Annotated in this window: 25 protein-coding genes; 14 read left to right on the top strand and 11 right to left on the bottom strand. The window is 75.4% G+C overall.

The window, feature by feature from the left end; translation table 11 throughout:
- The first annotated feature begins 94 nt into the window (after positions 1–94).
- Entirely contained in the window at positions 95–1393 is a 1299-nt protein-coding gene (locus GA0070562_RS26905) for an NAD(P)/FAD-dependent oxidoreductase (protein ID WP_091427153.1), read from the top strand.
- A 27-nt stretch (positions 1394–1420) separates the two neighbouring features.
- Here GA0070562_RS26905 and GA0070562_RS26900 read toward each other — a convergent pair whose 3' ends face one another.
- From GA0070562_RS26900 to GA0070562_RS26890, 3 genes are all read right to left on the bottom strand, one after another.
- Entirely contained in the window at positions 1421–2584 is a 1164-nt protein-coding gene (locus GA0070562_RS26900) for an AI-2E family transporter (protein ID WP_225853363.1), read from the bottom strand.
- A 41-nt stretch (positions 2585–2625) separates the two neighbouring features.
- On the bottom strand, positions 2626–3414 hold the full coding sequence (locus GA0070562_RS26895; protein ID WP_175438889.1) for a spermidine synthase: 789 nt from the start codon (positions 3412–3414) through the stop codon (positions 2626–2628).
- A gap of 71 nt (positions 3415–3485) precedes the next feature.
- Positions 3486–4457 (bottom strand): DUF2267 domain-containing protein, encoded by a 972-nt coding sequence (locus GA0070562_RS26890; protein ID WP_091427151.1) that lies wholly within the window; start codon positions 4455–4457, stop codon positions 3486–3488.
- A 183-nt stretch (positions 4458–4640) separates the two neighbouring features.
- Between GA0070562_RS26890 and GA0070562_RS26885 the strand changes: the two genes are divergently transcribed.
- Entirely contained in the window at positions 4641–4955 is a 315-nt protein-coding gene (locus GA0070562_RS26885; protein ID WP_091427150.1) for a hypothetical protein, read from the top strand.
- Positions 4956–5050: 95 nt separating this feature from the next.
- Here the strand turns inward: GA0070562_RS26885 and GA0070562_RS26880 are convergent, their stop codons facing one another.
- On the bottom strand, positions 5051–5398 hold the full coding sequence (locus tag GA0070562_RS26880; protein WP_225853364.1) for an STAS domain-containing protein: 348 nt from the start codon (positions 5396–5398) through the stop codon (positions 5051–5053).
- Between the two features lie 43 nt (positions 5399–5441).
- Positions 5442–5777 carry an STAS domain-containing protein gene (locus GA0070562_RS26875; protein WP_091427148.1) on the bottom strand — a complete coding sequence of 112 codons (336 nt, stop codon included), beginning with the start codon at positions 5775–5777 and terminating at the stop codon, positions 5442–5444.
- A 253-nt stretch (positions 5778–6030) separates the two neighbouring features.
- Between GA0070562_RS26875 and GA0070562_RS26870 the strand changes: the two genes are divergently transcribed.
- From GA0070562_RS26870 to GA0070562_RS26850, 5 genes are all read left to right on the top strand, one after another.
- Positions 6031–7791: a PP2C family protein-serine/threonine phosphatase gene (locus GA0070562_RS26870; protein ID WP_091427147.1), complete on the top strand. Its 1761-nt coding sequence runs from the start codon at positions 6031–6033 to the stop codon at positions 7789–7791.
- Positions 7788–8834, top strand: a complete 1047-nt coding sequence (locus GA0070562_RS26865; RefSeq protein WP_091427146.1) for a cobalamin B12-binding domain-containing protein — start codon at positions 7788–7790, stop codon at positions 8832–8834. Before GA0070562_RS26870 ends, GA0070562_RS26865 begins: the two co-directional genes overlap by 4 nt.
- Positions 8835–8910: 76 nt before the next feature.
- On the top strand, positions 8911–9258 hold the full coding sequence (locus tag GA0070562_RS26860) for an STAS domain-containing protein (RefSeq protein ID WP_091427145.1): 348 nt from the start codon (positions 8911–8913) through the stop codon (positions 9256–9258).
- A gap of 71 nt (positions 9259–9329) precedes the next feature.
- Positions 9330–9776 (top strand): response regulator, encoded by a 447-nt coding sequence (locus GA0070562_RS26855; RefSeq protein ID WP_013285990.1) that lies wholly within the window; start codon positions 9330–9332, stop codon positions 9774–9776.
- 118 nt (positions 9777–9894) lie between these two features.
- A complete protein-coding gene (locus GA0070562_RS26850) occupies positions 9895–10380 on the top strand; it encodes an ATPase (RefSeq protein ID WP_091427144.1) in 486 nt (161 codons plus the stop codon).
- An 11-nt stretch (positions 10381–10391) separates the two neighbouring features.
- Here GA0070562_RS26850 and GA0070562_RS26845 read toward each other — a convergent pair whose 3' ends face one another.
- Positions 10392–11228, bottom strand: coding sequence for a hypothetical protein (locus GA0070562_RS26845; RefSeq protein WP_208577141.1), 837 nt, complete (start codon positions 11226–11228; stop codon positions 10392–10394).
- Positions 11229–11591: 363 nt separating this feature from the next.
- On the opposite strand from GA0070562_RS26845, the gene GA0070562_RS26840 reads away from it, so the two are divergent.
- A complete protein-coding gene (locus GA0070562_RS26840) occupies positions 11592–12530 on the top strand; it encodes an endonuclease/exonuclease/phosphatase family protein (RefSeq protein WP_225853365.1) in 939 nt (312 codons plus the stop codon).
- 4 nt (positions 12531–12534) lie between these two features.
- On the opposite strand, the gene GA0070562_RS26835 is transcribed toward GA0070562_RS26840, so the two are convergent.
- Together GA0070562_RS26835 and GA0070562_RS26830 are read right to left on the bottom strand one after the other, a co-directional pair.
- Entirely contained in the window at positions 12535–12963 is a 429-nt protein-coding gene (locus tag GA0070562_RS26835) for an OsmC family protein (protein ID WP_013285994.1), read from the bottom strand.
- A gap of 80 nt (positions 12964–13043) precedes the next feature.
- Entirely contained in the window at positions 13044–13994 is a 951-nt protein-coding gene (locus GA0070562_RS26830) for a serine/threonine-protein kinase (protein WP_091427142.1), read from the bottom strand.
- Positions 13995–14122: 128 nt separating this feature from the next.
- Here GA0070562_RS26830 and GA0070562_RS26825 point away from each other — a divergent pair, with 128 nt between their 5' ends.
- Entirely contained in the window at positions 14123–14347 is a 225-nt protein-coding gene (locus tag GA0070562_RS26825; protein WP_091427141.1) for a hypothetical protein, read from the top strand.
- A gap of 27 nt (positions 14348–14374) precedes the next feature.
- Here GA0070562_RS26825 and GA0070562_RS26820 read toward each other — a convergent pair whose 3' ends face one another.
- Entirely contained in the window at positions 14375–15172 is a 798-nt protein-coding gene (locus GA0070562_RS26820) for an alpha/beta fold hydrolase (protein ID WP_091427140.1), read from the bottom strand.
- A complete protein-coding gene (locus GA0070562_RS26815; RefSeq protein ID WP_091427139.1) occupies positions 15169–16062 on the bottom strand; it encodes an SDR family oxidoreductase in 894 nt (297 codons plus the stop codon). Before GA0070562_RS26815 ends, GA0070562_RS26820 begins: the two co-directional genes overlap by 4 nt.
- Before the next feature lie 136 nt (positions 16063–16198).
- Between GA0070562_RS26815 and GA0070562_RS26810 the strand changes: the two genes are divergently transcribed.
- From GA0070562_RS26810 to GA0070562_RS26790, 5 genes are all read left to right on the top strand, one after another.
- Positions 16199–16945, top strand: coding sequence for a response regulator transcription factor (locus GA0070562_RS26810; RefSeq protein ID WP_393353362.1), 747 nt, complete (start codon positions 16199–16201; stop codon positions 16943–16945).
- Complete coding sequence (locus GA0070562_RS26805) at positions 16923–18455, top strand: sensor histidine kinase (protein WP_091427138.1); 1533 nt, start codon at positions 16923–16925, stop codon at positions 18453–18455. Before GA0070562_RS26810 ends, GA0070562_RS26805 begins: the two co-directional genes overlap by 23 nt.
- A gap of 45 nt (positions 18456–18500) precedes the next feature.
- The gene (locus GA0070562_RS26800) at positions 18501–20858 is read left to right on the top strand and encodes an ArnT family glycosyltransferase (RefSeq protein WP_091427137.1); all 2358 of its coding nucleotides are present in this window, start codon (positions 18501–18503) and stop codon (positions 20856–20858) included.
- A gap of 3 nt (positions 20859–20861) precedes the next feature.
- Positions 20862–22085, top strand: coding sequence for a dolichyl-phosphate beta-glucosyltransferase (locus GA0070562_RS26795; RefSeq protein WP_091427136.1), 1224 nt, complete (start codon positions 20862–20864; stop codon positions 22083–22085).
- A 127-nt stretch (positions 22086–22212) separates the two neighbouring features.
- Positions 22213–22959, top strand: coding sequence for a helix-turn-helix domain-containing protein (locus GA0070562_RS26790; RefSeq protein ID WP_393353365.1), 747 nt, complete (start codon positions 22213–22215; stop codon positions 22957–22959).
- Between the two features lie 34 nt (positions 22960–22993).
- Here the strand turns inward: GA0070562_RS26790 and GA0070562_RS26785 are convergent, their stop codons facing one another.
- On the bottom strand, positions 22994–23395 hold the full coding sequence (locus GA0070562_RS26785) for a VOC family protein (RefSeq protein WP_091427134.1): 402 nt from the start codon (positions 23393–23395) through the stop codon (positions 22994–22996).
- Positions 23396–23503 lie beyond the last annotated feature (108 nt).

Raw genomic sequence — 23503 nt, 5'->3', positions numbered from 1 at the left:
ATCCTCGCGCCGATCACGAGGAATGTCCATATAGCCGTCGATGGATGGATCATGGGTACGTTTGTCGCAGGTCTGCCCGGGAACGGCAGCAGGCATGACGAAACCACGGGTGGTGATCGTGGGGGCCGGGTTCGCCGGGTACCACGCGGCCAAGACGTTGCGCCGGCTGGCCCGCGACCGGGCCGAGATCGTCCTGCTGAACACGACCGACTACTTCCTCTACCTGCCGCTGCTGCCCGAGGTGGCGGCCGGCGTGGTGGAGCCGACCCGGATCGCGGTGCCGCTCGCCGGCACGCTCGACGGTGTCCGCGTGGTGGTCGGCGAGGCCGACCGGGTCGACCTGCAGAACCGGTGGGTCGGCTACCGCTCCGTCGAGGGCGAGCACGGGCAGCTCGCGTACGACCGGCTGGTGCTCAGCGTCGGCAGCGTCAACAAGCTGCTGCCGATCCCCGGCGTGACCGAGTACGCACACGGCTTCCGTGGCCTGCCCGAGGCGCTGTTCCTGCACGACCACGTGGTCCGGCAGGTGGAGCTGGCCGAGCTGACCGAGGATCAGGCCGAGCAGCGGGCCCGCTCCACGTTCGTCGTGGTCGGCGCCGGCTACACCGGCACCGAGGTGGCCGCGCACGGGCAGCTGTTCACCGACCGGCTGATGGCCCAGCGCCCGCACCTGTTGGTCCGGCCGCGCTGGATGCTGCTGGACGTGGCGCCCCGGGTGCTGCCCGAACTGGACCGGCGGATGTCGGTCACCGCCGACCGGGTGCTGCGCAAACGCGGCGTGGACGTGCGGATGGGCACCTCGGTCGCCGAGGCCACCCCGGACGGGGTGATGCTCACCGACGGCGAGTACGTCCCGACGTGCAGCCTGATCTGGTGCGTCGGCGTACGCCCCGACCCGTTCGTGGCCGAACTGGGGCTGCGCACCGAGAAGGGCCGGCTCGTGGTCGACGAGTTCCTCAACGTGCCCGGCTACCCGGAGGTGTTCGCCTGCGGCGACGCCGCCGCCGTGCCCGACCCGACCCGCCCCGGGCAGGTGTGCGCGATGACCGCGCAGCACGCCCAGCGGCAGGGCAAGCTGGCCGCGCACAACATCGCCGCCTCGTACGGGCAGGGCGTGCGTAAGTCGTACAAGCACCACGACCTGGGCTGGGTGGTGGACCTGGGAGGCAAGGACGCGGCGGCGAACCCGCTGAAGGTGCCGCTGGCCGGGCTGCCGGCCAAAGCCGTCACGCGGGGCTACCACCTCCTCGCGATGCCCGGTAACCGTCCCCGGGTCGCGGCGGACTGGGCGCTGGACGCGACGCTGCCCCGGCCCGCCGTGCAGCTCGGCCTGGTTCCGGCCAATGCGGTGCCGCTGGAGAGCGAGTCACCGGAGCTGGCCCGCCGCCGCTGAGCGGCGCACGCACCCGCCGGCCGGCCCTCACCCGCCGGCCGGCGGCCGTTCCGGCGCTCCCGGGCCGGCCTCCGGCCGTTCCGGCGCGATCGCACCGGCAGCCGGACCGGTGTCAGGCGGACCCGCCGGTTCCGCCGGTCCGCCGTCGGCGGGCTGCGGCAGGGCCTGGCGCCCGGCCGGCACGTACTCGCGCAGCAGCACCTGCGCGATGCCGGCCGCCGGGATCGCCAGCAGCGCGCCCACCAGCCCGGCCAGCTCGACCGACAGCAGCACACTGACCAGCACCGTCAACGGGTTCAGGCGGACCGCGCGGGCCATGATGACCGGTTGCAGCAGATGGTTCTCCACCTGCTGGTAGACCACGAAGAAGACCAGCACCACGATGCCGGCGGTGGGGGAGTGCAGGAACGCCGCGCCGGCCGCGGCGATCGCCCCGAGCGTGGCCCCGACGAGCGGGATCAGGTCGAACACGGCGACCGTCAGCGCGATCACCGCGGCGAACGGCACACCGAGCAGGAACAGCACGACGAACGTCAGACCGCCGCAGATCACGCTGATCAGCAGGTTGCCGGTCAGGTAGCCGGTGACGATCCGGGACGAGTCACGCCCGATGCGCCGCAGCCGCGCCGCCGGGCCGTCGCCGGTCAGCCGCAGCGCGGCGGCGACGATCTTCGGCGCCTCCAGGACCATCAGGTACGCCAGCACCACCACTGTGACCAGGGCGGCGACCGCCTGGGCGACGCTGCGGACCACCCCGACTGTCGGGTCGCCGAGCCGGGCGCCGAACCGGCGGAGCTGGCCGGGTTCGGCGTACCGGAGCAGGTGGAAGCGCTCCAGCAGCCGTCCGAGCGGTCCCTGCCCGGCCTGGGCCTCGCGCACCAGCTCCGGCGCCCGGTCGGCGAAGCGGCCCACCTCGTCCACCAGCGGCACCACGATCAGCGCCCCGACGGCGGCGAACAGCGCGAACGCGGCCAGGAACACCAGCAGCGTGGCGAGCGCGCGGCGGCGTACCCGACGTTCGAGACGGTCCACGAGTGGTTTCAGGGCGACCGCGAAGAACACCGCCACCAGCGCCCACACCAGCACCCGCCGGGTGGCCCAGACCAGCGCCAGGCCGACCACTGTGGCGAGGACCAGACCGATCACGATCAGCGTCCGGCGCGCGGTGGACCGGTCCGAGGCGGCGCTCATCCGGCGCGGCTACCCGCGACGCCGGTGCGGAAACCCGGCGCTCAGCCCAGGTCGGCGTCGGTGACCGGGAGCGCGCCGGCGGCGAACGCGTCGAGCGTCGCGGCGTGCAGCACGGTTCCGGGCACCGGGTCGGCGGCGACGCGGGTGGCGAGCCGAACCACCGGCAGCCGCCCGGCGACGGGCGAGGCGGCCAGCACCACGTTGCCGTACCGGCGCCCGCGCAGCATCCGCCGGTCGGCGACCAGGCACACGTCGGCGAAGACCGCGCGCAGCGTGGCCACCTGCGCCCGGGTGTGCGCCAGCGGCGGCAGGTCGGTGAGGTTGATCAGATAGAGGCCGTCCGGGCGCAGCACCCGGGCCACCTGCGCCGCGAACTCGAGCGCCGCCACGTGCGGCGGCATCCGGGCCGCCCGGTACACGTCGGCCACCACCACGTCGTACGCCCCGGACGGCTCCCCGGCGAGCGCCTCCCGGGCGTCGCCGAGCGCCACCACCACCTCCGGCGGCAGCGGTGGCAGCTTCCGCCCGACCAGCTCGACCACGGCCGGATCGCGCTCGACCACCCGCTGCGCCGAACCGGGCCGGGTGCGCGCGAGCCAGCGCGGCAGCGTGAGCGCGCCGCCGCCGAGGTGCAGCGCGGTCAGCGCCGCGCCCCGCGGGGCGGCCACGTCGATCGCGGCGGCGATCCGCCGCACGTACTCGAAGTGCAGGTACCGGGCGTCGGCCACGTCCACGTACGACTGCTCGACCCCGTCGGCCAGCAGCGTGCGCCCGGACGGGCGGGCCGGGTCCACCACGATCTCCAGGGTCTCGGCGTCGTCGTGATCCACGGCGGAACACGGTACCGCGCGGCCACGGGCGGCCCCGGCCCGCGGGGGACCGGAGCCGTCCCGCCGCCGGCTCAGCCGGCCGCCATCCCGGCGCCGGCCTCGTCGACCGCCGCGTCCACCCGGTGCGCGAGGTCGACGTCCGCCGCCGTCACGCCGTCGACCTGCTGGGTCCGGACCGTCAGCACGGCGTTGTCCGGGTCCGGCCGCCCGATCTGCGGCGACCGTCCGACGTCGGACTTGAGCCGGTCCAACCGGTCGAGCACCCGGTCCAGGTTGCCGCCGGGCAGCTCGATCGTCCGCACGAGCGACCGCCGGTCGCTGGACCAGTAGGGCAGCGTCGCGAGCGCGTCGCGCAGCTCCGCCTCGGTCAGCGGCGCGGTGGCCGAGGACGCGCCCACCAGGCCGCCGCCGAAGTCGGTCGGCCCGAGCAGGTCACGCAACTCGTCCGGTACGCGCAGCGACTCGACCAGATCCGCGTCGGCCGCGGCGAGCGCGGCGAGCGTCGCCTCGGCCTGGTAGCGCGCCTGCTCCGGGGTGAGGCGGCTGTACCGGCCCACCTCGGCCAGGAAGCCGGGCAGGTCGCGGCGGCGTTCCAGCCCGTACACCGGCACCACGTCGTGCAGGGTCAGCGGCACCGCCTCCAGCAGCCGCTCCCGTTCCGCCTCGTCCAGCGCCCGGGCCAGGGCCAGCACGGTGCCCTCCGCCGCGACCTTGGCCGTGGTGAAGTCCACCCCGGCGCGCCGGCTCACGTCGTCGACGAGATCCCGGTAGCCCATCGAGACCCCGGGTGACGGCGTCGGGTCCGGCAGCGGGCGCTGCTGCTCCGCGACTGCGACCGGCGGCGGCGCGGGGCCACCCCGGGTGGTGTCCGGCTTGTGCCGTCCGGCCGGCGGCGGGCCGGACCGGTCGTGCTGGTCCAGCGAGGTGACCTGCTTGGACGCGCTCAGGCTGGCGCCGATCTGGCTCGGCCGCAGCCCTCGCTCGCGGGCCTCGCGGGCCAGGGTCCGGCGGCGCTGGTTGTCGCCCTCCATCTGCTTGCGCATCGTCGCACCTCGTTCCTGGGTCGGTTGCGCTTGCGTCGACCGCGTTCCCGGCGCTGCCGGGAAGGTAACGGCGGACGGCCCGGCGGACGCTTCATTCGCTGCGGGTGAGGAGCGCTCACCCCGGCGGGCGGCAGGCTCGGACGGACCGGACAACTTCCGACGCACGCGGAAGGGCAGGTCGACATGAAACGGATCGTGGAGATCGTCCCCGCCCGTCCCGGCTGGTACGCCCGATGGCGGATCGGCCCGGACGCCACCCGCTCCTACCCGGTGACCCTGTGGGCCCTGCTGGAGCACCACGACGGCAGCGGACGCGAGGTGATCGGCGTCGACTGTGTCGGGCAGTGGCCCGGGGCGGACGACGACGACATGAGCGGGGACTTCGTCCGTTATCTGTTCCAGACGCCCGATTCCGGCGCGCCGGAGGACGTCGAGCCTCCGCTCGCGGGGCAGTCGCGCGACGAGGCGCCGCACCGGCAGGCCGCGCCCGCCGCCTGAGCCATCCTCCCGGCCCCCGGCCCCTGGTCCCAGGGTCGGGGGCCACCCCTGTCCGCCGGCCGCTCAGCCCGCGTAGCGGGCGCCGCGGTGGACGGTCAGACCACCTCGCGGGCCTCGCCGGTCAGGTCGCGCGGCGGGGCGGCCAGCAGCTCGGCCAGGCCGGTGCGGTCCAGCAGGTGCCGCACCTGCGGGTTCAGGTTCAGCAGGCGGATCGCCCCGGTGCCGGCCCGGTGGATCACCACGAGGGCGCTCAGGCCGGAGGAGTCGCAGAGGTGCACCCCGGCGAAGTCGAGTTCCAGCTCCTGGTGACCGTCGCGGCGCAGGTCGGCCACGGCGGCGACGAGCTCCGGCGCGGTGTCGAAGTCCAGCTCCCCGGCCAGCCGCATCCGGGCGGAACCGGCGTCGAGCCGGTCCACCTCGATGGTCAACATCTGGGAGGGCACGCACCCATGTTCCCAGCCGGGGGCGGCCGGGAAACCCCCGGGGTCACGCGGACGCGACCGAGCCCGGCGCGGGCCGGTCGTCGACAGGCGCGCGCTCGAGCAGGCCGGTGACGCCGGTCAGGTCGAGGATCGTCTCGAGGAAACGCGGGACCGCGCGCAGCTCGATGACGGTGCCGGCCTGCTGGCCCTCCCGCCAGGCGTGCACGATCACGGACAGGCCGGTGCTGTCCATGAACTCCAGGCCGCCGAAGTCGAACACCAGCGTCCTCGGGCGTCCGGCGAGCAGCCTGTCGATCTCGGCGCGTAGCGGGGAGGCCGTGGCGTACGCCAGGTCGCCGCCGACCACGACCACCGGGACGGCCGGGTCGGAGCCATCCACGGAGATGCTCAGCGGGCTCGCCTCGGGCCTTCTCCGTTGAGGAACCACGTCACGCCTTTCCGCGGGCTGCCGGCCGGGCCGGGATTGACAGGATCGTAACAACGGCGGCACGGCTTCGCTGGACGCGCGAGCCGGCCGGCAGCGCTGTGGGGTGGCGGTACGGGCATACCGGCGTAGGGTGGGCGAGGAGACGTGACCACAGGCGCCGTGTCCGGCGCCCCGGGGCGCCGACGAGGAGAGTGGGGCTCAGCTGGTGACTGCTGCCGACGTCAGGGGTGCCGACCCGGGCGACGGACGGTTCTCCACGCCGAGTGCCGCACGGGCTCGGGCGTGGTCCGCCGCCGCGCCGGTGCCGTCCGCCCTGCCGTGGCTGGCAGCCGACCGCGACCTCACCGTCCCGAACTGGTCCGAGGTTGTCGAGTACTTCCGCGAGGGCCTGGTCGTCTGCGACGCCGACGGTGTCGTCCAGCACGTGAGCCCGGTCGCGGAGCGGCTGATCCCCGAGGTGACGCCCGGCGAGCTGCTGGCCGCCGCCGGCCCGGCACCGCTGCGCGGCGACGGCCCGGCCGAGTTCACCCACCACGGGCGGCGGCTGCGCGTACGCCCGGTCGCGTTGTCCCACCGCCGGCGCTGCTGGTACGTCGACGACGTCACCGAGAGCGTGAGCCGGGCCGACGCACTGCTCGCCGAGCGGGCCCGCTCGGCGTTCCTCGCCGTGGTCGGCGAGAAGCTCGGCAACCCGCTGCACCCGGACCGGGCCGCCGCCGCCGTGGTCCGCCTGGCCGTGCCCACGGCGGCCGACGTGGCGGTCCTGGTGCTCGCTCCCCGCTCCGGCCGCGCCCGTTGGTGGCGCGCGGTACGCGCGGACGACCGGGCACCGGTGGTGGACAGCGGGGTGCTGCCCGCCCCGGCGCTCCCGGCGGCCATCGAGGCGGGCCTGTCCGGCACCGAGCCGCACGAGCTGGACTGGCTGGTCGAGCAGGCCGCCGAGGCGGGCTGGCTGCCCGGCCTCGACGCCTCCGGTGCCACCGCCCGGGTGGTGCCGCTGCCCGGCCGGGAGGCGCCGGCCGGGGCGCTGCTGGTGGTCCGGCGGGCCGACCGCTGGTACGACGAGGCCGACGTGGACCTGGTCCGCGCGTTCGCGGCCCGGGCCGGTGCGGCGCTGACCACCGCCATGCTCTACCGCGACCAGGCCGAGGTCGCCGACACGTTGCAGGCCAGCCTGCTGCCGGTCGAGCCGGCTCCCGCGTCCGGCGTGCAGTGGGGCACCGCGTACCGGCCGGCGCAGGCGGGTCTGCGCATCGGCGGTGACTTCTACGGGTCGCACCGGCTCGCCGACGGAGGCTCGGTCTTCTTCCTCGGCGACGTGTCGGGCAAGGGCGTGGAGGCGGCCGTGTTCACCGGCCAGCTGCGCCAGTGCCTCCAGGCGCTGCACCGGGTCGAGAGCCAGCCGGGGCGGCTGCTGAAGCTGCTCAACGACGCGCTGCTGGAGACCACGCAGGCGCACGGGCAGGGCCGGTTCGCCACCATGGTGCTCGGCGTGGCCCGGCCGGACCGCGACGGCGGCCTGACGCTGACCCTGGCCGGCGGTGGGCACCTGCCGCCGCTGGTGCTGCGGGAGTCCGGCGAGATCGAGGTGGTGCCGCTGCGCGGCATGCTGATCGGCGTGGTGCCCGATCCCCGCATCGGTGAGGTGACGGTGCAGCTGGCGCCGGGGGAGACCTGCCTGTTCTACAGCGACGGGGTGACCGAGGCCCGGGGCGGCCGGCACGGCGAAGAGCAGTTCGGCGCCGAGCGGCTGCTCAACGCGGTGACCGGCTGCCACCGGATGCCCGCACCGGCGCTCGCCGAGCGGGTCGAGCAGGTGACCTGCGACTGGCTCGCACACGGCGACCACGACGACATCGCGGTGCTCGCGTTGCGGGCCACCGGCCCGGCCGGGCGGGCGCCGCGGCACCTGCACGCGGTTCCGGACCTGGCCGGGACCGAACAAACGAGGGAGTCGTCCGCGTGACCGTGCCGACCGTCGAGGCCGACCCGGGCCACGCCTTCGCCCGCTATCTGGAGTGCCTGGCCGACGCCGACGAGTCCGCCGCCGTGGCGGTGGCCCGCGGGCTGCTGGAGGCGGGCGTGCCGGCCGAGCGGGTGCTCCTGGACCTGGTCGCCCCGGCCCAGGCCGAGGTGGGCGACCGCTGGGCCCGCAACGAGTGGAGCGTCGCCCAGGAGCACGCCGCCACCCACATCAGCGAGCGGGTGGTCGCCGCGGTGGCCGCGTACGCCGATCCCCGGCCCACCCGTGGGCGGATCGTGATGGCCTGCATGGACGGTGAGTGGCACGCGCTGCCGGCCCGGCTGGTGGCCGAGGTGCTGCGGCTGCGCGGCTGGCAGGTCGTCTTTCTCGGCGCCAGCGTCCCGGCCGCGCACCTGGTGTCCTACCTGCACCGCTACGACGCGGAGGCGGTGGCGCTGGCCTGCGCCCTGCCGATGCGGCTGCCGCACGCCCATCGGATGGTGGAGGCGTGCCGCCGCTCCGACGTGCCGGTGGTGGTCGGTGGCCGGGGCTTCGGCGACGACGGCCGCTGGGCGCGCGTGCTCGGTGTGCCGTGGGCGCCGGACGCGCCGTCCGCAGCGGACCTGGTGGCCGACGAGCGGGCATTGCGTGAGGCGCCGCCCGCGCGGCTGGAGCACCTGGCCGACGACGAGTACGCCAGTCTGGTCAAGCGGCGCGGCGAACTGATCGACAGCGCGCTTGCCGACCTGCGGGAGCGGGTGCCGTCGACGGCCGACTACACCCCCGCGCAGCTCGACTCCACGATCAGCGACCTCGGCTACATCGTGGACTTCCTGGCCGCCGCGCTCTACGTGGACGACGCCACGCTGTTCACCGCGTTCGTCGAGTGGCTGGTGGAGATCCTGGTCAGCCGCGGGGTGCCGGCGGGCGCGGTGGGGCTGACGCTGGAGCACTATGGACAGCAGCTGCGCGACTTCCCCCGCGCGGCCGCCTTCCTCGACCGGGGCCGCGCACTGGTGGGCGGGTTGTCGGCGGCGGGCCGCTGACGGGCGCCGGGGCGGCCGTCCCATATACTTGCACCACTGCAAGGGTTTTTCTGTGGTGGGAGCGAGGGGGGCCACTGTGACGTTCACCGTCACGTACGCCCAGCGGGACGGGGGCGGCGTCTGCCTCCGGCTGGCCGGCGAGCTCGACCTCGCCACGGCCGGAGAGTTGAACTCGGCGATCGACCGGCTGGTCGCCGAGGGGCACCGCGAGCTGCTGCTCGATCTCACCGAACTGACGTTCTGCGACTCCACCGGCATCGCGGCCTTCGTCCGTGGCGACAATCTCGTCGCCGCCGACGGCGGCTGCCTGCGGCTCACCGGGGCGACCGGCCGGGTGGACCGGGTGCTCCAGGTGACCGGGCTGGCCGAGGTGCTCCACCACGGCCGACACGCCGCCGACCCGACCGCGCCCGCCGCCTCCTGATCCGGTACATTTCCCCGCCAGCAGCCGGCCGCGCGGCCGGACGCCCTCCTCACCGAGAAGCAGGTAAACCGATGGGTCAGACCAGTCCCAGCCCCGTTCGCATCCTGGTGGTGGACGACGACCCGGGCGACGTCCTGATGATCGAGGAGGCGCTCGCCGACTCCGACGTCGACAAGGTCATCGACGTGGTCGCCGACGGTCAGGAGGCGATGGAGTTCCTCCGCCGCGAGGGCCGCCACACCGAGGCGCAGCGCCCGGACGTGATCCTGCTCGACCTGAACATGCCCCGGATGGACGGGCGGCAGGTGCTCGGCGAGGTCAAGGGTGACGAGAGCCTGCGGACCATCCCGATCGTCGTGCTCACCACCTCCAACGCCGACACCGACGTGGTCAGCAGCTACACGTTGCAGGCCAACGCGTACGTGACCAAGCCGATCGACCTGGACGACTTCAACGACGTGGTGCGCCGGATCGACGAGTTCTTCGGACGGGTGGTCGTGCTCCCGAAGCACCCGTAGGGGCGGGAAGTCCGGGCCACCGCATCCTGAACATTTTGTGGGAACGGCCGCGCCCGGGAGCGCTGGGACCGCAGGATCGGCAGGTGGGGACGCACACCGGCTGCCTGGGGGGCGACGCATGAGGTTCTCGGTGGTGGAGACCGGCTACGACAGACGTCAGGTCGACGCCTGCCTGGACGAGCTGAGCCTGCGTCTGGGGCGGCTGGCGGCGCGAGCGGAGGGCGCCGCCGGGGCCGGCCGGGAGTGGGACCAGATCCGGTCGGACGCTCTGCACCTGTGCGACTTCCTGCATCGCCGTACCGCCCCGGTCGAGGGGAGCGCGTTCCGGCCGTCGGCCGCCGAACGGGAGGCCGCGGAACTGCTGGCGCAGGCCCGCGCCGAGCTGGAGGCCGCACGCGAGGAGGCCCGCCGGTTGCGGGAGGAGGCGTACGCCGAGGCCGTGCGGGCGCGCCGCGAGTTCGAGGCGGCCCTGCTGGCGCGTCGCCGCCGGGAGTCCCGGGTCGACGAGATCCTGGCCGGGGCGCGGGGCGAGCGGGTGGCGGTGGACACCCCCACCGCCGCGGCGAGCGTACGACCCGGTGGCGCCGGGCGCAGCGCCGCCTGATTCGCGCCGGGTCAGACCAGCGCCGCCACCACAGTCGTGGCGCGCTTCTCGTGCCGGGCGTACGCGTCGGGGTAGGCGGACACCTGCACCGCCTGGGCGGCTGCGGTGACGCTCATGTCCTCCCAGCCCTGTACCTCGCGCAGCGCGGCGTAGAAGGCCCGGGCCGCGTACGCCGGCCGCATGAGCTGGGCGACGGTGCCCCAGCCGCTGCTGGGGCGCTGCTGGAAGAGCCCGACCGAGTCGTGGTCCGAGCCGCTGCCCTGGTGCGGGTGGTCGAAGGACTCCGGCAGCACGTCACTGGCCAGGTTGTAGAGGTTGCTCTCCTGCATGGCGGTGGCCACCGCGACGACCAGGGCCCGGCGGGGCATCTTCATCTCCCGCCCGACGTCGACGATGGCCTTGGCGTTGTCCATCTGCCGCTGGTCCAGGCCGGCGACCGGCCGCGGGCGCTGTGGACGCACGGGCTTGCGCGGCGGCTTCTTCGTCGCCGGGGTGGCGCTGGGCGTGGGAGCCGGCGGCGGCAGGGCCGCGGCGGCCGGTGGCGGCGCGACCCGGGTGAAGTCGCGGGAGGCGCGCAGGTCGGCGGCGGCCCGGTCGGCGACCGCCTCGCGAACCTCCAGGTGTGCCGGGCCCGTCTCGCCGACGGCTGCCACGCCGATCAGGCCGAGGCAGCAGGTGACGCCCGTGGCCACCGCGATCCGGCCGGGCACGGACCGGGCGGGTCCGCGCCGTGGCGGTTCCGGGGCGCGATGACGTCCCACCCTCCGTTCGGCTGATGCCGGGTCAATCGTTCGGCGAACCGGGCGGTTGGCGGGCAACGGCTGATGATCGGGGTGGTCGGGATGCACCCGCCGAGGCTAGAAAGCTTCCGGCGCTTTGCCATCGGGGTGATTGGTGGCATGCGCCACAATCTGCCGGATTCGCGGGTGCCATTCAGGGCGACGGATCATGAAAACCGCCAACCTCGCGTACCCGAAGGAACTTCTATGTCGGTTTCGGCGGTGCGAAACGGGCGTCGGGCGAAGCTAAGGGCGGCGTCCGCCCGGCTCCTCCGTTCGGCGGAGGATGCCCTGGTCGGACGGCCTGCCTCTGGCAGCGCTCCGCCGACCGCCGGGATCGACTGCTCGCTATCCGACGTCTCCCGGCCCGCCGGCTGTGGATCATGGTGAGGCCGCCGCGCGGCGGCCCGGGCGCTCGATACGATTCCGACGGTGACGGAGCGGATGGTCGACGAGCGCCCGCCCGGCCCCCGCAGCCGGCGCGGCACGCTCCTCGTGGTGTGCGCCGTGCTGCTCGCGCTGCTGCTGGCCGGGCACCGGGCGGTGCCGAACGTCCACGGCCTGGGCAGCCTGCTGGACAGCGTCACCCCGCTGCTCGGGATCGCCGTACCGCTGCTCGCGCTCGCGGCGCTGCTGCGCCGCTCCCGGCCGGCGCTGCTGGCGGTGCTGCTGCCGGCCCTGGTCTGGGGCACGCTCTACGGCCGCGCGTGGCTGCCCCCGGCCGCGGGCGCGGACGGCGCCGCGGTCCGCGTGGTCAGCCAGAACCTGCGTGTGGGCAACCCCGACCCGGCCGCCACGGTCGGCGCGCTCACCGGCGACGCCCCGGACCTGATCGGGCTCCAGGAGGTCGCCGACGGCGACCGGGTGGCGCCCGTGCTGGCCGAGCGCTACCCGCACCGGGCGGTGGTGTCGACGGTCGCGCTGTGGAGCCGATGGCCGATCCGGGAGGCGCACGGCGTCGACACCGGCCTGGGCTGGGACCGCGCGCTGCGGGCCGTGGTCGCCGCACCCAGGGGCGACCTGACCGTGTACGTGGTCCACCTCGGCTCCGCACGGGCCGGGCACACCGCCACCCGGGACCAGACCGTCGCCGCGCTCGCCGACGCCGTGCGCGCCGACCCGGCCGACCGGCTGGTCGTGCTCGGCGACCTGAACACCGCCACCACCGACCGGGTCTTCGACCCGCTGACCCGGCTGCTCGGCGACGCCCAGGCCGAGGCCGGGCAGGGATTCGGGTTCACCTGGCCGGCGGAGCTACCCGTCACCCGGCCGGACCACGTCCTCTACCGGGGACTCACGCCGACCGCCGCCGGGGTGCTGCGCACCCCGGACAGCGACCACCGCGCGGTGACCGCCGGCTTCCGCTGGTGACCTCTCAGTGCCGGCCGTTCTCGGCCGGGGTCACCGTGAGCCGGTGCCGGCTCGGGTCGCCGCTGGAGAACGGCCAGAGCCGGTCGGCGTACGCGACCAGGTCGGCCAGCTGGTCCCGGGTCAGTCCCGCCGAGGAGATCTCGGCGTGCACGTCGGCCCGGTAACGGCCGTCGTCGTCGCGGCCCAGCTTCGCCTCGGCGGTCACCTGCACGGTGTGCGCCTCGTCGGTGATCTCCCCGGCCGCCTCTACCGCCGCGTGGTGCAGGCAGGAGGCGAACGCCGCGGCCAGGAGCTGCTCCGGCGTCAGGCCGGTGCAGTGCGGCGCCAGCGGGGACGCCAGGGCGGAGGAGAGCCCGCCGTCGTCGGTGCGTACGTGACCGCCCGCTGCGGTCGCCGTGGCCGTCTCGGCCAGCCAGGAACTCGGATCCGGCATCGCGTTCCTCCCGTCACTCACCGGACCGCGTTCCCGGACCCCGAGCGGCGAAACCGCGCCCGGGCAGGCAGTAGGAGCGCTCAGCCGACCCGGCCGCTCGGCGCGGCGTCGACGGCCATCGCCTCGGTGGCCTCGGCGGCGGCCCGGCTGGTCCACGGCGACACCTGCGGCGCGCGCTGCCGGGGCAGCACCGCGGTCATCGGCACGTAGATCCGGGCGTCCACGGCCTCGGCCAGCAGCAACGCGGCCATCGGGCTGGTCGGCCGGGCGCACGGGTCGGTGTCGAGGCAGCGCCGGCACAGCTCGGCCACCTCGCCCGGCAGGCCGGGAACCTCGGGCAGCGGGCGGGGCGGGCGGCGACGGCGGCGCGACCCGAGCAGCTGGGTGGTGCTGCCCGCCTCGTACGGCAGCACGCCCGTGAGGCAGTAGTACAGCAGCACGCCGAGGGCGTACATGTCGGCGGCCGGGGTGGCGGGCTGCCGGTCGAACTGTTCCGGCGCCAGGTACGCCGGGGTGCCCACCACCACGTCGTCCGGTGTGTGGTCGGTCGCGCCGGCGGGGGTGGCGATGCCGAAGTCGAGCACCTTCACCCCGCACGGGGTGAGGATCACGTTCGCGGGCTTCACGTCCCGGTGCACGATGCCGTGCGCGTGCGCGGCGGCGAGCGCGGCGCACACCTCGGCGCAGACCCGTACCGCGATCCGCCAGTCCAGCGGCCCGTTGCGCAGGTGCGCGGCGAGCGTCTCGCCCTCGGCCAGTTCCATCACGATGTACGGCACCGGCCGCCCGTCCGGCAGCGTCGCGGTGCCGAAGTCGTGGACGCTCGCGACGTTCGGGTGCACCAGCCGGGCCGCCGAACGCGCCTCGGCCCGGATGCGTTCCACCGAGCCGGCGTCGCCGTCCAGCGTGGGCGAGATGAGCTTCACCGCGACGGTCCGGTCCAGCACGCGGTCGTGCGCGCGCCACACCTCCGACATGCCACCCAGGCCGGCCCGCTGTTCGAGCTCGTACCGCCCGCCCAGCGTCCTCATCGCCCACTCCTCGCCTCGTCCGGTGCCCCCCGGTCCCGCTACCCGGCCCCGGAGCTGTGCAAACCGCCGAGGGTGCGCGCCGCGGCGGGGTAGCTTCGCGGCGAGGGCGTCGACGGACGGAGGCAGCGGTGGCCGTGGTGCGCGTACGGTTCGTCGGCGGGCCGGCCGACGAGCTGACCCGGGACCTTCCCGCCGGGCCGGACGGCGCGCCGCCGCCCCGGTGGGTCCTGCGTCATCCGGAGGAACCGGCCGATGGGGTGGCCGACCACCTCTACGAGCGCGACGACCACGCCTCGCCGGGTGGCTGGACGATGCGGTACGTGCACACGTTCCCGTTCGGCGCGACCGAGTGAGGGCGCGCAACGGTGGGACGCGAGGCGTCAGGCCGGCCGGACACCTGTGGTGCCGAGGATGACCGAGGCGACCAGCTCGGGGTCGTCGTGCATCGGCACGTGCCCGCAGCCGGGCAGGTCCAGGTGCCGCGCGGCGGGCAGCCGGGTACGCGCCAGCGCCGCCTGCCGGTACGGCAGGATCCGGTCCCGCGTACCCCACGCGACCGTCACCGGCACGGTCGGGGCGCCCGCGTAGGCGTACCCCCTTCCGGCGCGCGCGACGGCGCGGAACGCCCGCGCCTGGCGCAGCGCGCGGGCGTCGGCGACCGCGTCGTCGAGCGCCATCCGGTTGGGCCGGGCCAGGATCATGCCCATCGCCAGCATCCGCAGCGCGGGCGCGGCGAACAGGCGGCGCAGCACCGGTTCGGGCAGCCGGGCCGCGTTGCGGTGCAGGGAGAGCACGGTCAGCGCCCAGCGCAGTTCGCGCGCGGTGCAGAACCCGGCCGGCGACAGCGCGGTGGCCGAGGAGACGGCGCCGAGCGCGGCCAGTTCCAGCGCGATCGCGCCGCCGAGGCTGTTGCCCGCGACGTGCGGGCGTTCCAGCCCGAACGCGCCGAACAGCTCGACCATGGCCGCGGCCAGCCCGGGCATGTCGGCGGGCAGCCCGGCGGCGGGCACCGGGGAGCGGCCGAAGCCCGGCATGTCGACGGCGATCACGTCGTGCGCCTCGGCGAGGCGGTCCAGCACCGGCCGCCAGGCGGCCCAGTGGTGACCGATGCCGTGCAGCAGCACCAGCGCGGGCCCGGCGCCGCGCCGCTCGTAGACGACCTCCACCGCCGTGGTCACGGCCGCCCCTGCGGCGTGCTGGCGCCGAAGCCCCGGCCCAGCGCCCGGGACTGCTCCTCGATCAGCGGCACGGTGGCCCGGGCGGTCCGGCCCACCAGCCGGTCGGCCAGCGGGCTGACCAGCACCGATCGCATCGCCTGCACGCCGGCCACGGCGCGCGGCACGTACACCCGGCGGCTGCGGCGCTCGATCGCCCGGACGAACGCCTCGGCGCACTCGGCCACCGTGGTGGTGCGCCGCAGCGGCCAGGGCAGCTTCGCCAGCGCCGCCTCGAAGGCCGGCAGGTCGGCGCGCGCCTCGCGGACCAGGTCGGTGTCCACCCACGACGGATGGGCGGTGCCCACCGCCACGCCCCGGTGCGCCAGTTCGAGGCGGACCGCGTTGCCGAACTGCTCGACGCCGGCCTTGGAGGCGCAGTAGGCGGCCATGCCGGGCAGCGCGGCGAACGCCGCGGCCGAGGAGACGATCAGCAGGTAGCCGCCCCGGTCGACGAGCGCGGGAACGGTCGCCGCCGCGGTGCGCATCACCCCGATCAGGTTGACCTCGACGGTACGCACCAGCGCCTCGACGTCGCCGACGGCGATCGTGCCGCGGTTGGCCACACCGGCGTTCGCGACCACCGCGTCGATCCCGCCCAGCGCCGCCAGTGTGCCGCCCACCGCCGCCGCGAGGGCGTCCTGGTCGGTGACGTCGGCGGCGAACCAGGCGTGCCCCGGGCCCAGTTCGGCGGCGAGCGCGGCGAGCCGGTCGGGTTCCAGCCCCACGAGGGACAACCGGGCGCCGCGGGCCGCGGCGAGGCGGGCGGTGTGCTCGCCGATGCCCCGGGCCGCGCCGGTCACCAGCACCACCTTGCCGGCCAACCGGCCGGAAACACGACCATCGATGGACATGCCGGGAAGTTACCACCGGGTAGCCCCGTTGCGGAAGACCCGTCCGGACCTGCCCGGATCGCCACCGTACGGCGCGCACAGCTGGTACACAGGATCGGGACAGCCCGGCGACAGCGGGTCGGCCCACGATGGGGGCATGGTCATGAACGCGCAGGCCGCGCAGGGTCGCATCGAGCTGCGCCGACCGGACGGCGAACCGGTGCGGGTGCTCGTCGTCGACGACGAGCCGACGCTCACCGACCTGCTCTCGATGGCCCTGCGGTACGAGGGCTGGCAGGTCGCCACCGCCTTGAGCGGCATGGCGGCGGTCACCACCGCCCGCCAGTTCCGCCCGGACGCCGTGGTGCTCGACGTGATGCTGCCCGACCTGGACGGCTTCCAGGTGCTGCGCCGCCTGCGCGAGCAGTTCCCGAGCGTGCCGGTGCTGTTCCTCACCGCCCGCGACGCGGTGGAGGAACGCGTCGCCGGGCTCACCGTCGGCGGCGACGACTACGTCACCAAGCCGTTCAGCCTGGAGGAGGTGATCGCCCGGCTGCGCGCGCTGCTGCGTCGCTCCGGCTTCGCGGTCGCCGCCCGCCAGGAGGCGGTGCTCACCGTCGGCGACCTCACCCTCGACGAGGACAGCCACGAGGTACGCCGCGGCGACGACCTGATCACGCTCACCGCCACCGAGTTCGAGCTGCTGCGCTACCTCATGCGCAACCCGCGCCGCGTGCTCAGCAAGGCGCAGATCCTCGACCGGGTGTGGAACTACGACTTCGGTGGCCAGGCCAACGTGGTCGAGCTGTACATCTCGTACCTGCGCAAGAAGATCGACGCGGGCCGAGCGCCCATGATCCACACCCTGCGCGGGGCGGGCTATGTCCTCAAGCCCGCCGAGTGACAGGCGCGGCCGGCTGCGGCGCCGCCTGGCCGGCTGGTCGCTGCGCCGCCGGCTGGTGCTCTCCGTGGTGGCGCTGCTCGCGCTGGTGAGCGTCGGCATCGGCGGCCTGACCACTGTGGCGCTGCGACACTTCCTGGTCGACCAGATCGACAACCAGCTCACCTTCGGCGACCGGCGGCCCGCCGACTTCGAACGCTGGGCCCGCCGCGGCACCGACCCGCCGCGCCCGGACCAGCGGCCCACCCCGCCGGACCCCGACGAGGTGGCGCCGGACCCCCCGGGCGGCTTCCCGCCCGGCTCGATCGCGGTCCGGGTGCCCGCCGCCGCCGAACCCGCCGGCCGGGTCCGCTCCGAGAGCGGCGGCAGCGAGGAGGTGCCCGCCGCCGACCTGACCGCGCTGGCCCGCGTACCCGTCGGTGACCGCCCGCACACAGTCGTCGTCGGCGACCGCGGGGACTACCGCGCGATCGCGCTGCCGTCGCCGCGCGGCGACGGCGACGTGCTGGTCCTCGCGATCCCGCTGGCCCAGGTCGACGACACCGTCATGTGGATGCTCGTCGCGCAGGCCGGGGTGATCGGCGCCGGGCTGGTCATCGCCGGCGCCCTCGGCATGCTCATCGTCCGTGTCACGCTGCGGCCGCTCAACCGCGTCGCCGCCACCGCCGCCCGGGTCACCGAACTGCCGCTGGACCGCGGCGAGGTCGCCCTGTCCGTGCGGGTACCGGCCGCCGACACCGACCCCCGCACCGAGGTCGGGCAGGTCGGCGGCGCGCTCAACCGGATGCTCGGCCACGTCGCCGCCGCGCTCGCCGCCCGGCAGGCCAGCGAGACCCGGGTACGCCAGTTCGTCGCCGACGCCAGCCACGAGCTGCGCACCCCGCTGGCCGCCATTCGCGGGTACGCCGAGGTGGCCCGCCGGGGCCGCCAGGAGGTGCCGCCCGACGTGGCGCACGCGCTGCGCCGCGTCGAGTCGGAGAGCACCCGGATGACGAGTCTCGTCGACGACCTGCTGCTGCTGGCCCGGCTGGACTCCGGACGCCCGCTCGCCGCCGAGCCGGTCGACCTGACCGCCATGGCGGTGAACGCGGTCAGCGACGCGCACGTCGCCGGGCCCGGCCACCGCTGGCAACTCGACCTGCCCGACGAGCCGCTCACCGTCACCGGCGACGCCCACCGGCTGCACCAGGTGCTGGCGAACCTGCTGGCGAACGCGCGCGTGCACACCCCGGCCGGCACCACCGTCACCGTCCGGCTCGCGCCCGCGCCCGGCGGCGTCGAGCTGCGCGTCACCGACGACGGGCCGGGCATCCCGGAGCAGTTGCAGCCGGAGGTCTTCGAGCGGTTCGCGCGCGGCGACAGTTCCCGCTCCCGCGCGCAGGGCAGCACCGGCCTGGGCCTGGCCATCGTCGCCGCCGTGGTGGAGGCGCACCACGGCCGGGTCGACGTGGTCAGCCGGCCCGGCCACACCGCGTTCACGGTCTGGCTGCCGGGATCCACAGCCGACGCATAGGCCGCTCATGGGAGCGGGCCAGCGGACCCGCCGAGGCTTGCCGGCATGGACAGAACCGAGAGCCTGCCGACCGCGCCCGCGGCCGCACCACCCGGTGCCGAGCCGGCCCCCGTGGCCGCACCCCCGGAGACCCGCAGCGGCCCCGATCCGCGCTGGGCCCGGCCCGCTCTGGTCGGCCTGCTGGTCGTGACCGCGCTGCTCTACCTGTGGGGACTGGGCGCCTCCGGGTGGGCCAACGCGTTCTACTCGGCCGCCGTGCAGGCCGGCTCGCAGAACTGGACGGCGTTCCTCTACGGCTCGTCCGACGCGGCCAACTCGATCACCGTGGACAAGACTCCGGCGTCGCTCTGGCTGATGGCGCTCTCGGTGCGGATCTTCGGTCTGAGCGGCTGGTCGATCCTGGTGCCGCAGGCGCTGCTCGGCGTCGCCTCGGTCGGCGTGCTGTACGCGACCGTCCGCCGCTGGTACGGCCCCGCCGCCGGACTGCTCGCCGGCGCGGTGCTCGCGCTCACCCCGGTGGCGACGCTGATGTTCCGGTTCAACAACCCGGACGCGCTGCTGGTGTTCCTGCTGGTCGCCGCCGCGTACGCGACGGTGCGGGCGGTCGAGACGGGGAGCACCCGGTGGATCGCGCTGACCGGCGTGCTCGTCGGCTTCGGCTTCCTCACCAAGATGCTCCAGGCGTTCCTGGTGATCCCGGTCTTCGCCGGGGTCTACCTGCTGGCCGCGCCGACCGGCCTCGGACGGCGGATCCGCCGGCTCCTGCTCGCCGGGCTGGCCGTGGTCGTCTCCGCCGGCTGGTGGGTGGCGATCGTCGAGCTCATGCCGGTGAGCGCCCGCCCCTACATCGGCGGCTCGCAGAACAACAGCATCCTGGAGCTGACGCTCGGCTACAACGGCCTGGGCCGCATCACCGGCGACGAGGTGGGCAGCGTCGGCGGTGGCGGACGGCCCGGCGGCGGACCGTTCTCCGGTCAGGCGGGGCTGCTGCGGATGTTCGACACCGAGGTCGGCGGGCAGATCTCCTGGCTGCTGCCGGCCGCGCTGATCCTGCTGGTCGCGGGGCTGTGGCTGGCCGGCCGGGCGCCGCGTACCGACCGCACCCGGGCCGGCCTGCTGCTGTGGGGCGGCTGGCTGCTGGTCACCGGCCTGATCTTCAGCTTCATGTCCGGGATCTTCCACGCCTACTACACGGTCGCCCTGGCCCCGGCGGTCGGCGCGCTGGTCGGCATCGGGACCACCCTGCTGTGGCGGGCCCGCTCCGCGCCGGTCCGGTGGCGCCGGTTCGCCGCCACGCTGGTCCTGGCCGGCACGCTGGCGGTCACCGCCTGGTGGTCCTGGCATCTCCTCGGCCGCACCCCCGACTGGCACCCCTGGCTGCGCCCCACGGTGCTGGCCCTCGGCCTGACCACAGCCGCCCTCCTGGCCGTCTCGGCGTTCCTCACCCACCGGACCGTCCCGCCCTCCCCGTCTGCCCCGGTGATCAAGGAGTTTGTGTCCGGAAGCGGCGTTCAGGGTGACGCAAACTCCTTGGTCAACTCCGAGGCGGGGGCGACGGCGGGGCGCAGGGCCGGGTTTGCCGGGCGGGTTGTGCGGTGGGTCGTGCCGGTGGTGTCCGTCGCCGGGATCGCGGTGGCGCTGGCCGGGCCGGCCGCGTACGCGATGCAGACGGCTGTCACCCCGCACTCCGGCTCGATCCCGAGCGCCGGGCCGGCCGGAGCGGGCGGCTTCGGCGGCCCCGGTGGACCGGGCGGGCGGATGCCGGGCGGTCGCGCGAACGGACAGTTCCCCGGTGGTCCGGGCGGCGGGCAGTTCCCGGGCTTCCCGGGTGGCCCGAACGGCACCGGCCAGAACGGCGGGGCGAACGCCGGTGGGTTCCCCGGATTCCCTGTTGGTGGTTCGGCTCCGGGCGCGCCCGGCGGCACCGGCCAGGACGGCGGCACCGTGCCGGGCGGCGCGCCGGGTCAGGACGGCTTCCCCGGCCAGGACGGCGGCACCTGGCAGGAGGGCCGGGGGCAGCGCGGCGGGAGCATGGGCGGGCTGCTCGACGCCCGCGAGCCGAGCGCCGAGATGACCGCGCTGCTCACCGCCGACGCCGACGACTACACCTGGGTCGCCGCCACGGTCGGCTCGAACAACGCCTCCGGCTACCAGCTGGCCACCGGCCGGCCGGTCATGCCGATCGGCGGTTTCAACGGCAGCGACCCGTCGCCGACGCTCGCCCAGTTCCAGCGGCACGTCGCCGACGGGCGGATCCACTACTTCCTCGGCGGCGGCGGGTTCCGGGCCAACGGCGGCAGCAACGCCTCGGCCGAGATCGCCGCGTGGGTCGCCGCGAACTTCACCGCGACCACCGTCGACGGCGTGACCGTGTACGACCTGAGCAGCGGAAAGCAGGGCTGAGCGATGACCGGCACGTACGCGCCCCGGGCCGCCGTGCAGGCCCGGCCCGCCGCCGGCAGCGCGGTCCTCGACGTGGTGGTCCCGGTCTACAACGAGGAGGTCGACCTCGGGCCCTGCGTCCGGCGGCTGCACGCGCACCTGACCGCGCACTTCCCGTACCCGTTCCGGATCACGGTGGCCGACAACGCCAGCGTGGACGGCACGCCGGCGGTGGCGCGGGCGCTCGCCGACGAGCTGCCCGAGGTGGGGGTGCTGCGCCTGGACGAGAAGGGACGCGGGCGAGCGCTGCGCGCCGCGTGGTCGGCCTCGCCGGCGCCGGTGCTCGCGTACATGGACGTGGACCTGTCCACCGACCTGGCCGCGCTGCTGCCGCTGGTCGCGCCGCTCATCTCCGGGCACTCGGACCTGGCCATCGGCACCCGGCTGGCCCGGACCAGCCGGGTGGTCCGGGGCGCCAAGCGGGAGGTCATCTCGCGGGGCTACAACCTGCTGCTGCGCGGCGCGCTCGCGGCGCGTTTCTCCGACGCGCAGTGCGGGTTCAAGGCGATCCGCGCCGACGTGGCGGCCGAGCTGCTGCCGCTGGTACGCGACACCGGCTGGTTCTTCGACACCGAGCTGCTGGTCCTGGCGCAGCGGGCCGGGCTGCGCATCCACGAGGTGCCGGTGGACTGGGTGGACGACCCGGACAGCCGCGTCGACATCGTCGCCACCGCGCTCGCCGACCTGCGCGGCATCGGCCGGCTGGGCCGGGCGCTGGTCACCGGGGCGCTGCCACTGGCGCGGTTGCGCGCCCAGCTCGGGCGCGGACCGCTGCCGGCACCCCCGGCGCAGGTGCCGGCCGGGTTGCCGCGGCAGCTCGCCCGGTTCGCCGCGGTGGGCGTGGCGAGCACACTCGCGTACCTGCTGTTGTTCCTGCTGGCCCGCGGCCCGCTCGGGGCGCAGCCGGCGAACCTGCTGGCGCTGCTGCTCACCGCGGTGGCCAACACGGCGGCCAACCGGCGGCTCACGTTCGGGGTGACCGGCCGCCGGCACGCCGGCCGCCACCACCTCCAGGGGCTGCTGGCGTTCGCGCTCGGCCTGGCCCTGACCAGCGGCTCCCTGGCCGTGCTGCACGCCACCACACCCCCGAGTCGAGGCTGGGAGCTGACCGTCCTGGTGGCCGCCAACCTGGCCGCCGCGGCCCTGCGCTTCCTCCTTCTCCGCCTGGCCATGCACCACCGCCCCTGACCCTCCCACCCCCCCGGAACATCCCGTCGATCATGAGGTTGGCGGCGCGACACGCCGGGCGCCGGTGCCGTCAACTTCATGATCGACGGGGAGGTGGCAGGGTTGGGGTGTGTACCGGGAGTGGGCAGTGGCGGGGATTCCCGGCGGGGTGCTGTGGAGCAGCGTCTCCGGTGGGGGCGAGACGCGCGTGCTGCCGGACGGGTGCCTGGACCTGCTCTGGTCCAGCCGGTCCGGGCTGCTGGTCGCCGGCCCGGACCGCACCGCGCACCTGTCGCGGTCCGCGCCGGGGGACCGGTGGGTCGGGCTGCGCCTGCCGCCGGGGACCGGCCCGGCCGTGTTCGGGGTGCCGGCCGAGGAGCTGCGGGACCGCCGCGTACCGCTGGCCGACCTGTGGGGCCGCGCCGCCGCCGAGGTGACCGAGCGGGTCGAGACGGCGCTGGCCGCGCCGATCCGCAACGACGGACCCGACGCCGTCAGCGCTGCCGACGCCCCCGCCGCCGCCTCGGTGCTCACCCGGGTCGCCCGCGACCGGCTGCGCGCGGCCGGCGGCCCCGACCCGGTCGGCGCGCGGGTCGCCGCCCGCCTGGCCGCCGGGGCCACGGTCGCCGCGACCGCCGCCGAGGTCGGCCTCGGCGAGCGTGCCCTGCACCGGCGCAGCCGGGCCCTGTTCGGGTACGGCCCGAAGACGCTGGCCCGCATCCTGCGGATGCGCCGCGCGCTGGACCTGGCCCGCACCGGTGCGCCGCTCGCCGAGGTGGCGGTGCGCAGCGGGTACGCCGACCAGGCCCACCTGACCCGCGAGGTGCGGGAGCTGGCCGGAGTGCCGCCGACCCGGCTGCTCGCCCCGGCCCGGAGCCGCCCGCAGGCGAGCTGACCGGTCCGGAAGCCGCCCGCGAGCCGGCTCGCGTCTACTCGGCCGCGGGCAGCGGGGCGAACAGGTCCACGCCGTTGCCGTCCGGGTCGTGCAGGACCGCGTACCGCTGGCCCCAGAACGCGTCCCACGGCGGCATCTCGCCGTGGTGTCCGGCGCCGGTCAGCTCGGCGTACCAGCGGTCCACCTCGGCCGGGTCGGCGCACCGGAAGGCCAGGCTCATCCGGTTGTTGCCGCCGGACGGGTCGAACTCGGGATGAAAACTGCGGATCACCTCGACCGTGTCCCAGGCCAGCCGTACGCCGTTCGGCAGGGTGACCTCGACGTGCCCTTCGGTCTCGGCGCCGGCCGGGATCGGCAGCCCCAGCCGCCGGTAGAAGTCGAGCGTGCGGGCCATGTCGGTGACCACGGTCCCGACCAGATCGAACTGCGGTGTCATGCGGCCACCGTAGGCGTGACCGCCCCGGCCCGTCTTGAACGGATCGGACGGGGGACGAGTGGCCGGTGTGGCCGCGTACCCGGTGGCCGAGACGTTACGGTGAGGGAC

It is taken from the genome of Micromonospora tulbaghiae, from assembly GCF_900091605.1.
GTDB lineage: Bacteria > Actinomycetota > Actinomycetes > Mycobacteriales > Micromonosporaceae > Micromonospora > Micromonospora tulbaghiae.
This window is presented reverse-complemented; position numbering and strand designations above follow the sequence as displayed.

Coding starts and splice junctions, on each gene's coding strand:
- GA0070562_RS26785 (WP_091427134.1), bottom strand. CDS start 23,395: ATGACACCGCAGTTCGATCTGGTCGGGACCGTGGTCACCGACATGGCC.
- GA0070562_RS26800 (WP_091427137.1), top strand. CDS start 18,501: ATGGACAGAACCGAGAGCCTGCCGACCGCGCCCGCGGCCGCACCACCC.
- GA0070562_RS26905 (WP_091427153.1), top strand. CDS start 95: ATGACGAAACCACGGGTGGTGATCGTGGGGGCCGGGTTCGCCGGGTAC.
- GA0070562_RS26850 (WP_091427144.1), top strand. CDS start 9,895: ATGAGGTTCTCGGTGGTGGAGACCGGCTACGACAGACGTCAGGTCGAC.
- GA0070562_RS26900 (WP_225853363.1), bottom strand. CDS start 2,584: ATGAGCGCCGCCTCGGACCGGTCCACCGCGCGCCGGACGCTGATCGTG.
- GA0070562_RS26810 (WP_393353362.1), top strand. CDS start 16,199: ATGGTCATGAACGCGCAGGCCGCGCAGGGTCGCATCGAGCTGCGCCGA.
- GA0070562_RS26795 (WP_091427136.1), top strand. CDS start 20,862: ATGACCGGCACGTACGCGCCCCGGGCCGCCGTGCAGGCCCGGCCCGCC.
- GA0070562_RS26835 (WP_013285994.1), bottom strand. CDS start 12,963: ATGCCGGATCCGAGTTCCTGGCTGGCCGAGACGGCCACGGCGACCGCA.
- GA0070562_RS26885 (WP_091427150.1), top strand. CDS start 4,641: ATGAAACGGATCGTGGAGATCGTCCCCGCCCGTCCCGGCTGGTACGCC.
- GA0070562_RS26830 (WP_091427142.1), bottom strand. CDS start 13,994: ATGAGGACGCTGGGCGGGCGGTACGAGCTCGAACAGCGGGCCGGCCTG.
- GA0070562_RS26890 (WP_091427151.1), bottom strand. CDS start 4,457: ATGCGCAAGCAGATGGAGGGCGACAACCAGCGCCGCCGGACCCTGGCC.
- GA0070562_RS26855 (WP_013285990.1), top strand. CDS start 9,330: ATGGGTCAGACCAGTCCCAGCCCCGTTCGCATCCTGGTGGTGGACGAC.
- GA0070562_RS26815 (WP_091427139.1), bottom strand. CDS start 16,062: ATGTCCATCGATGGTCGTGTTTCCGGCCGGTTGGCCGGCAAGGTGGTG.
- GA0070562_RS26805 (WP_091427138.1), top strand. CDS start 16,923: ATGTCCTCAAGCCCGCCGAGTGACAGGCGCGGCCGGCTGCGGCGCCGC.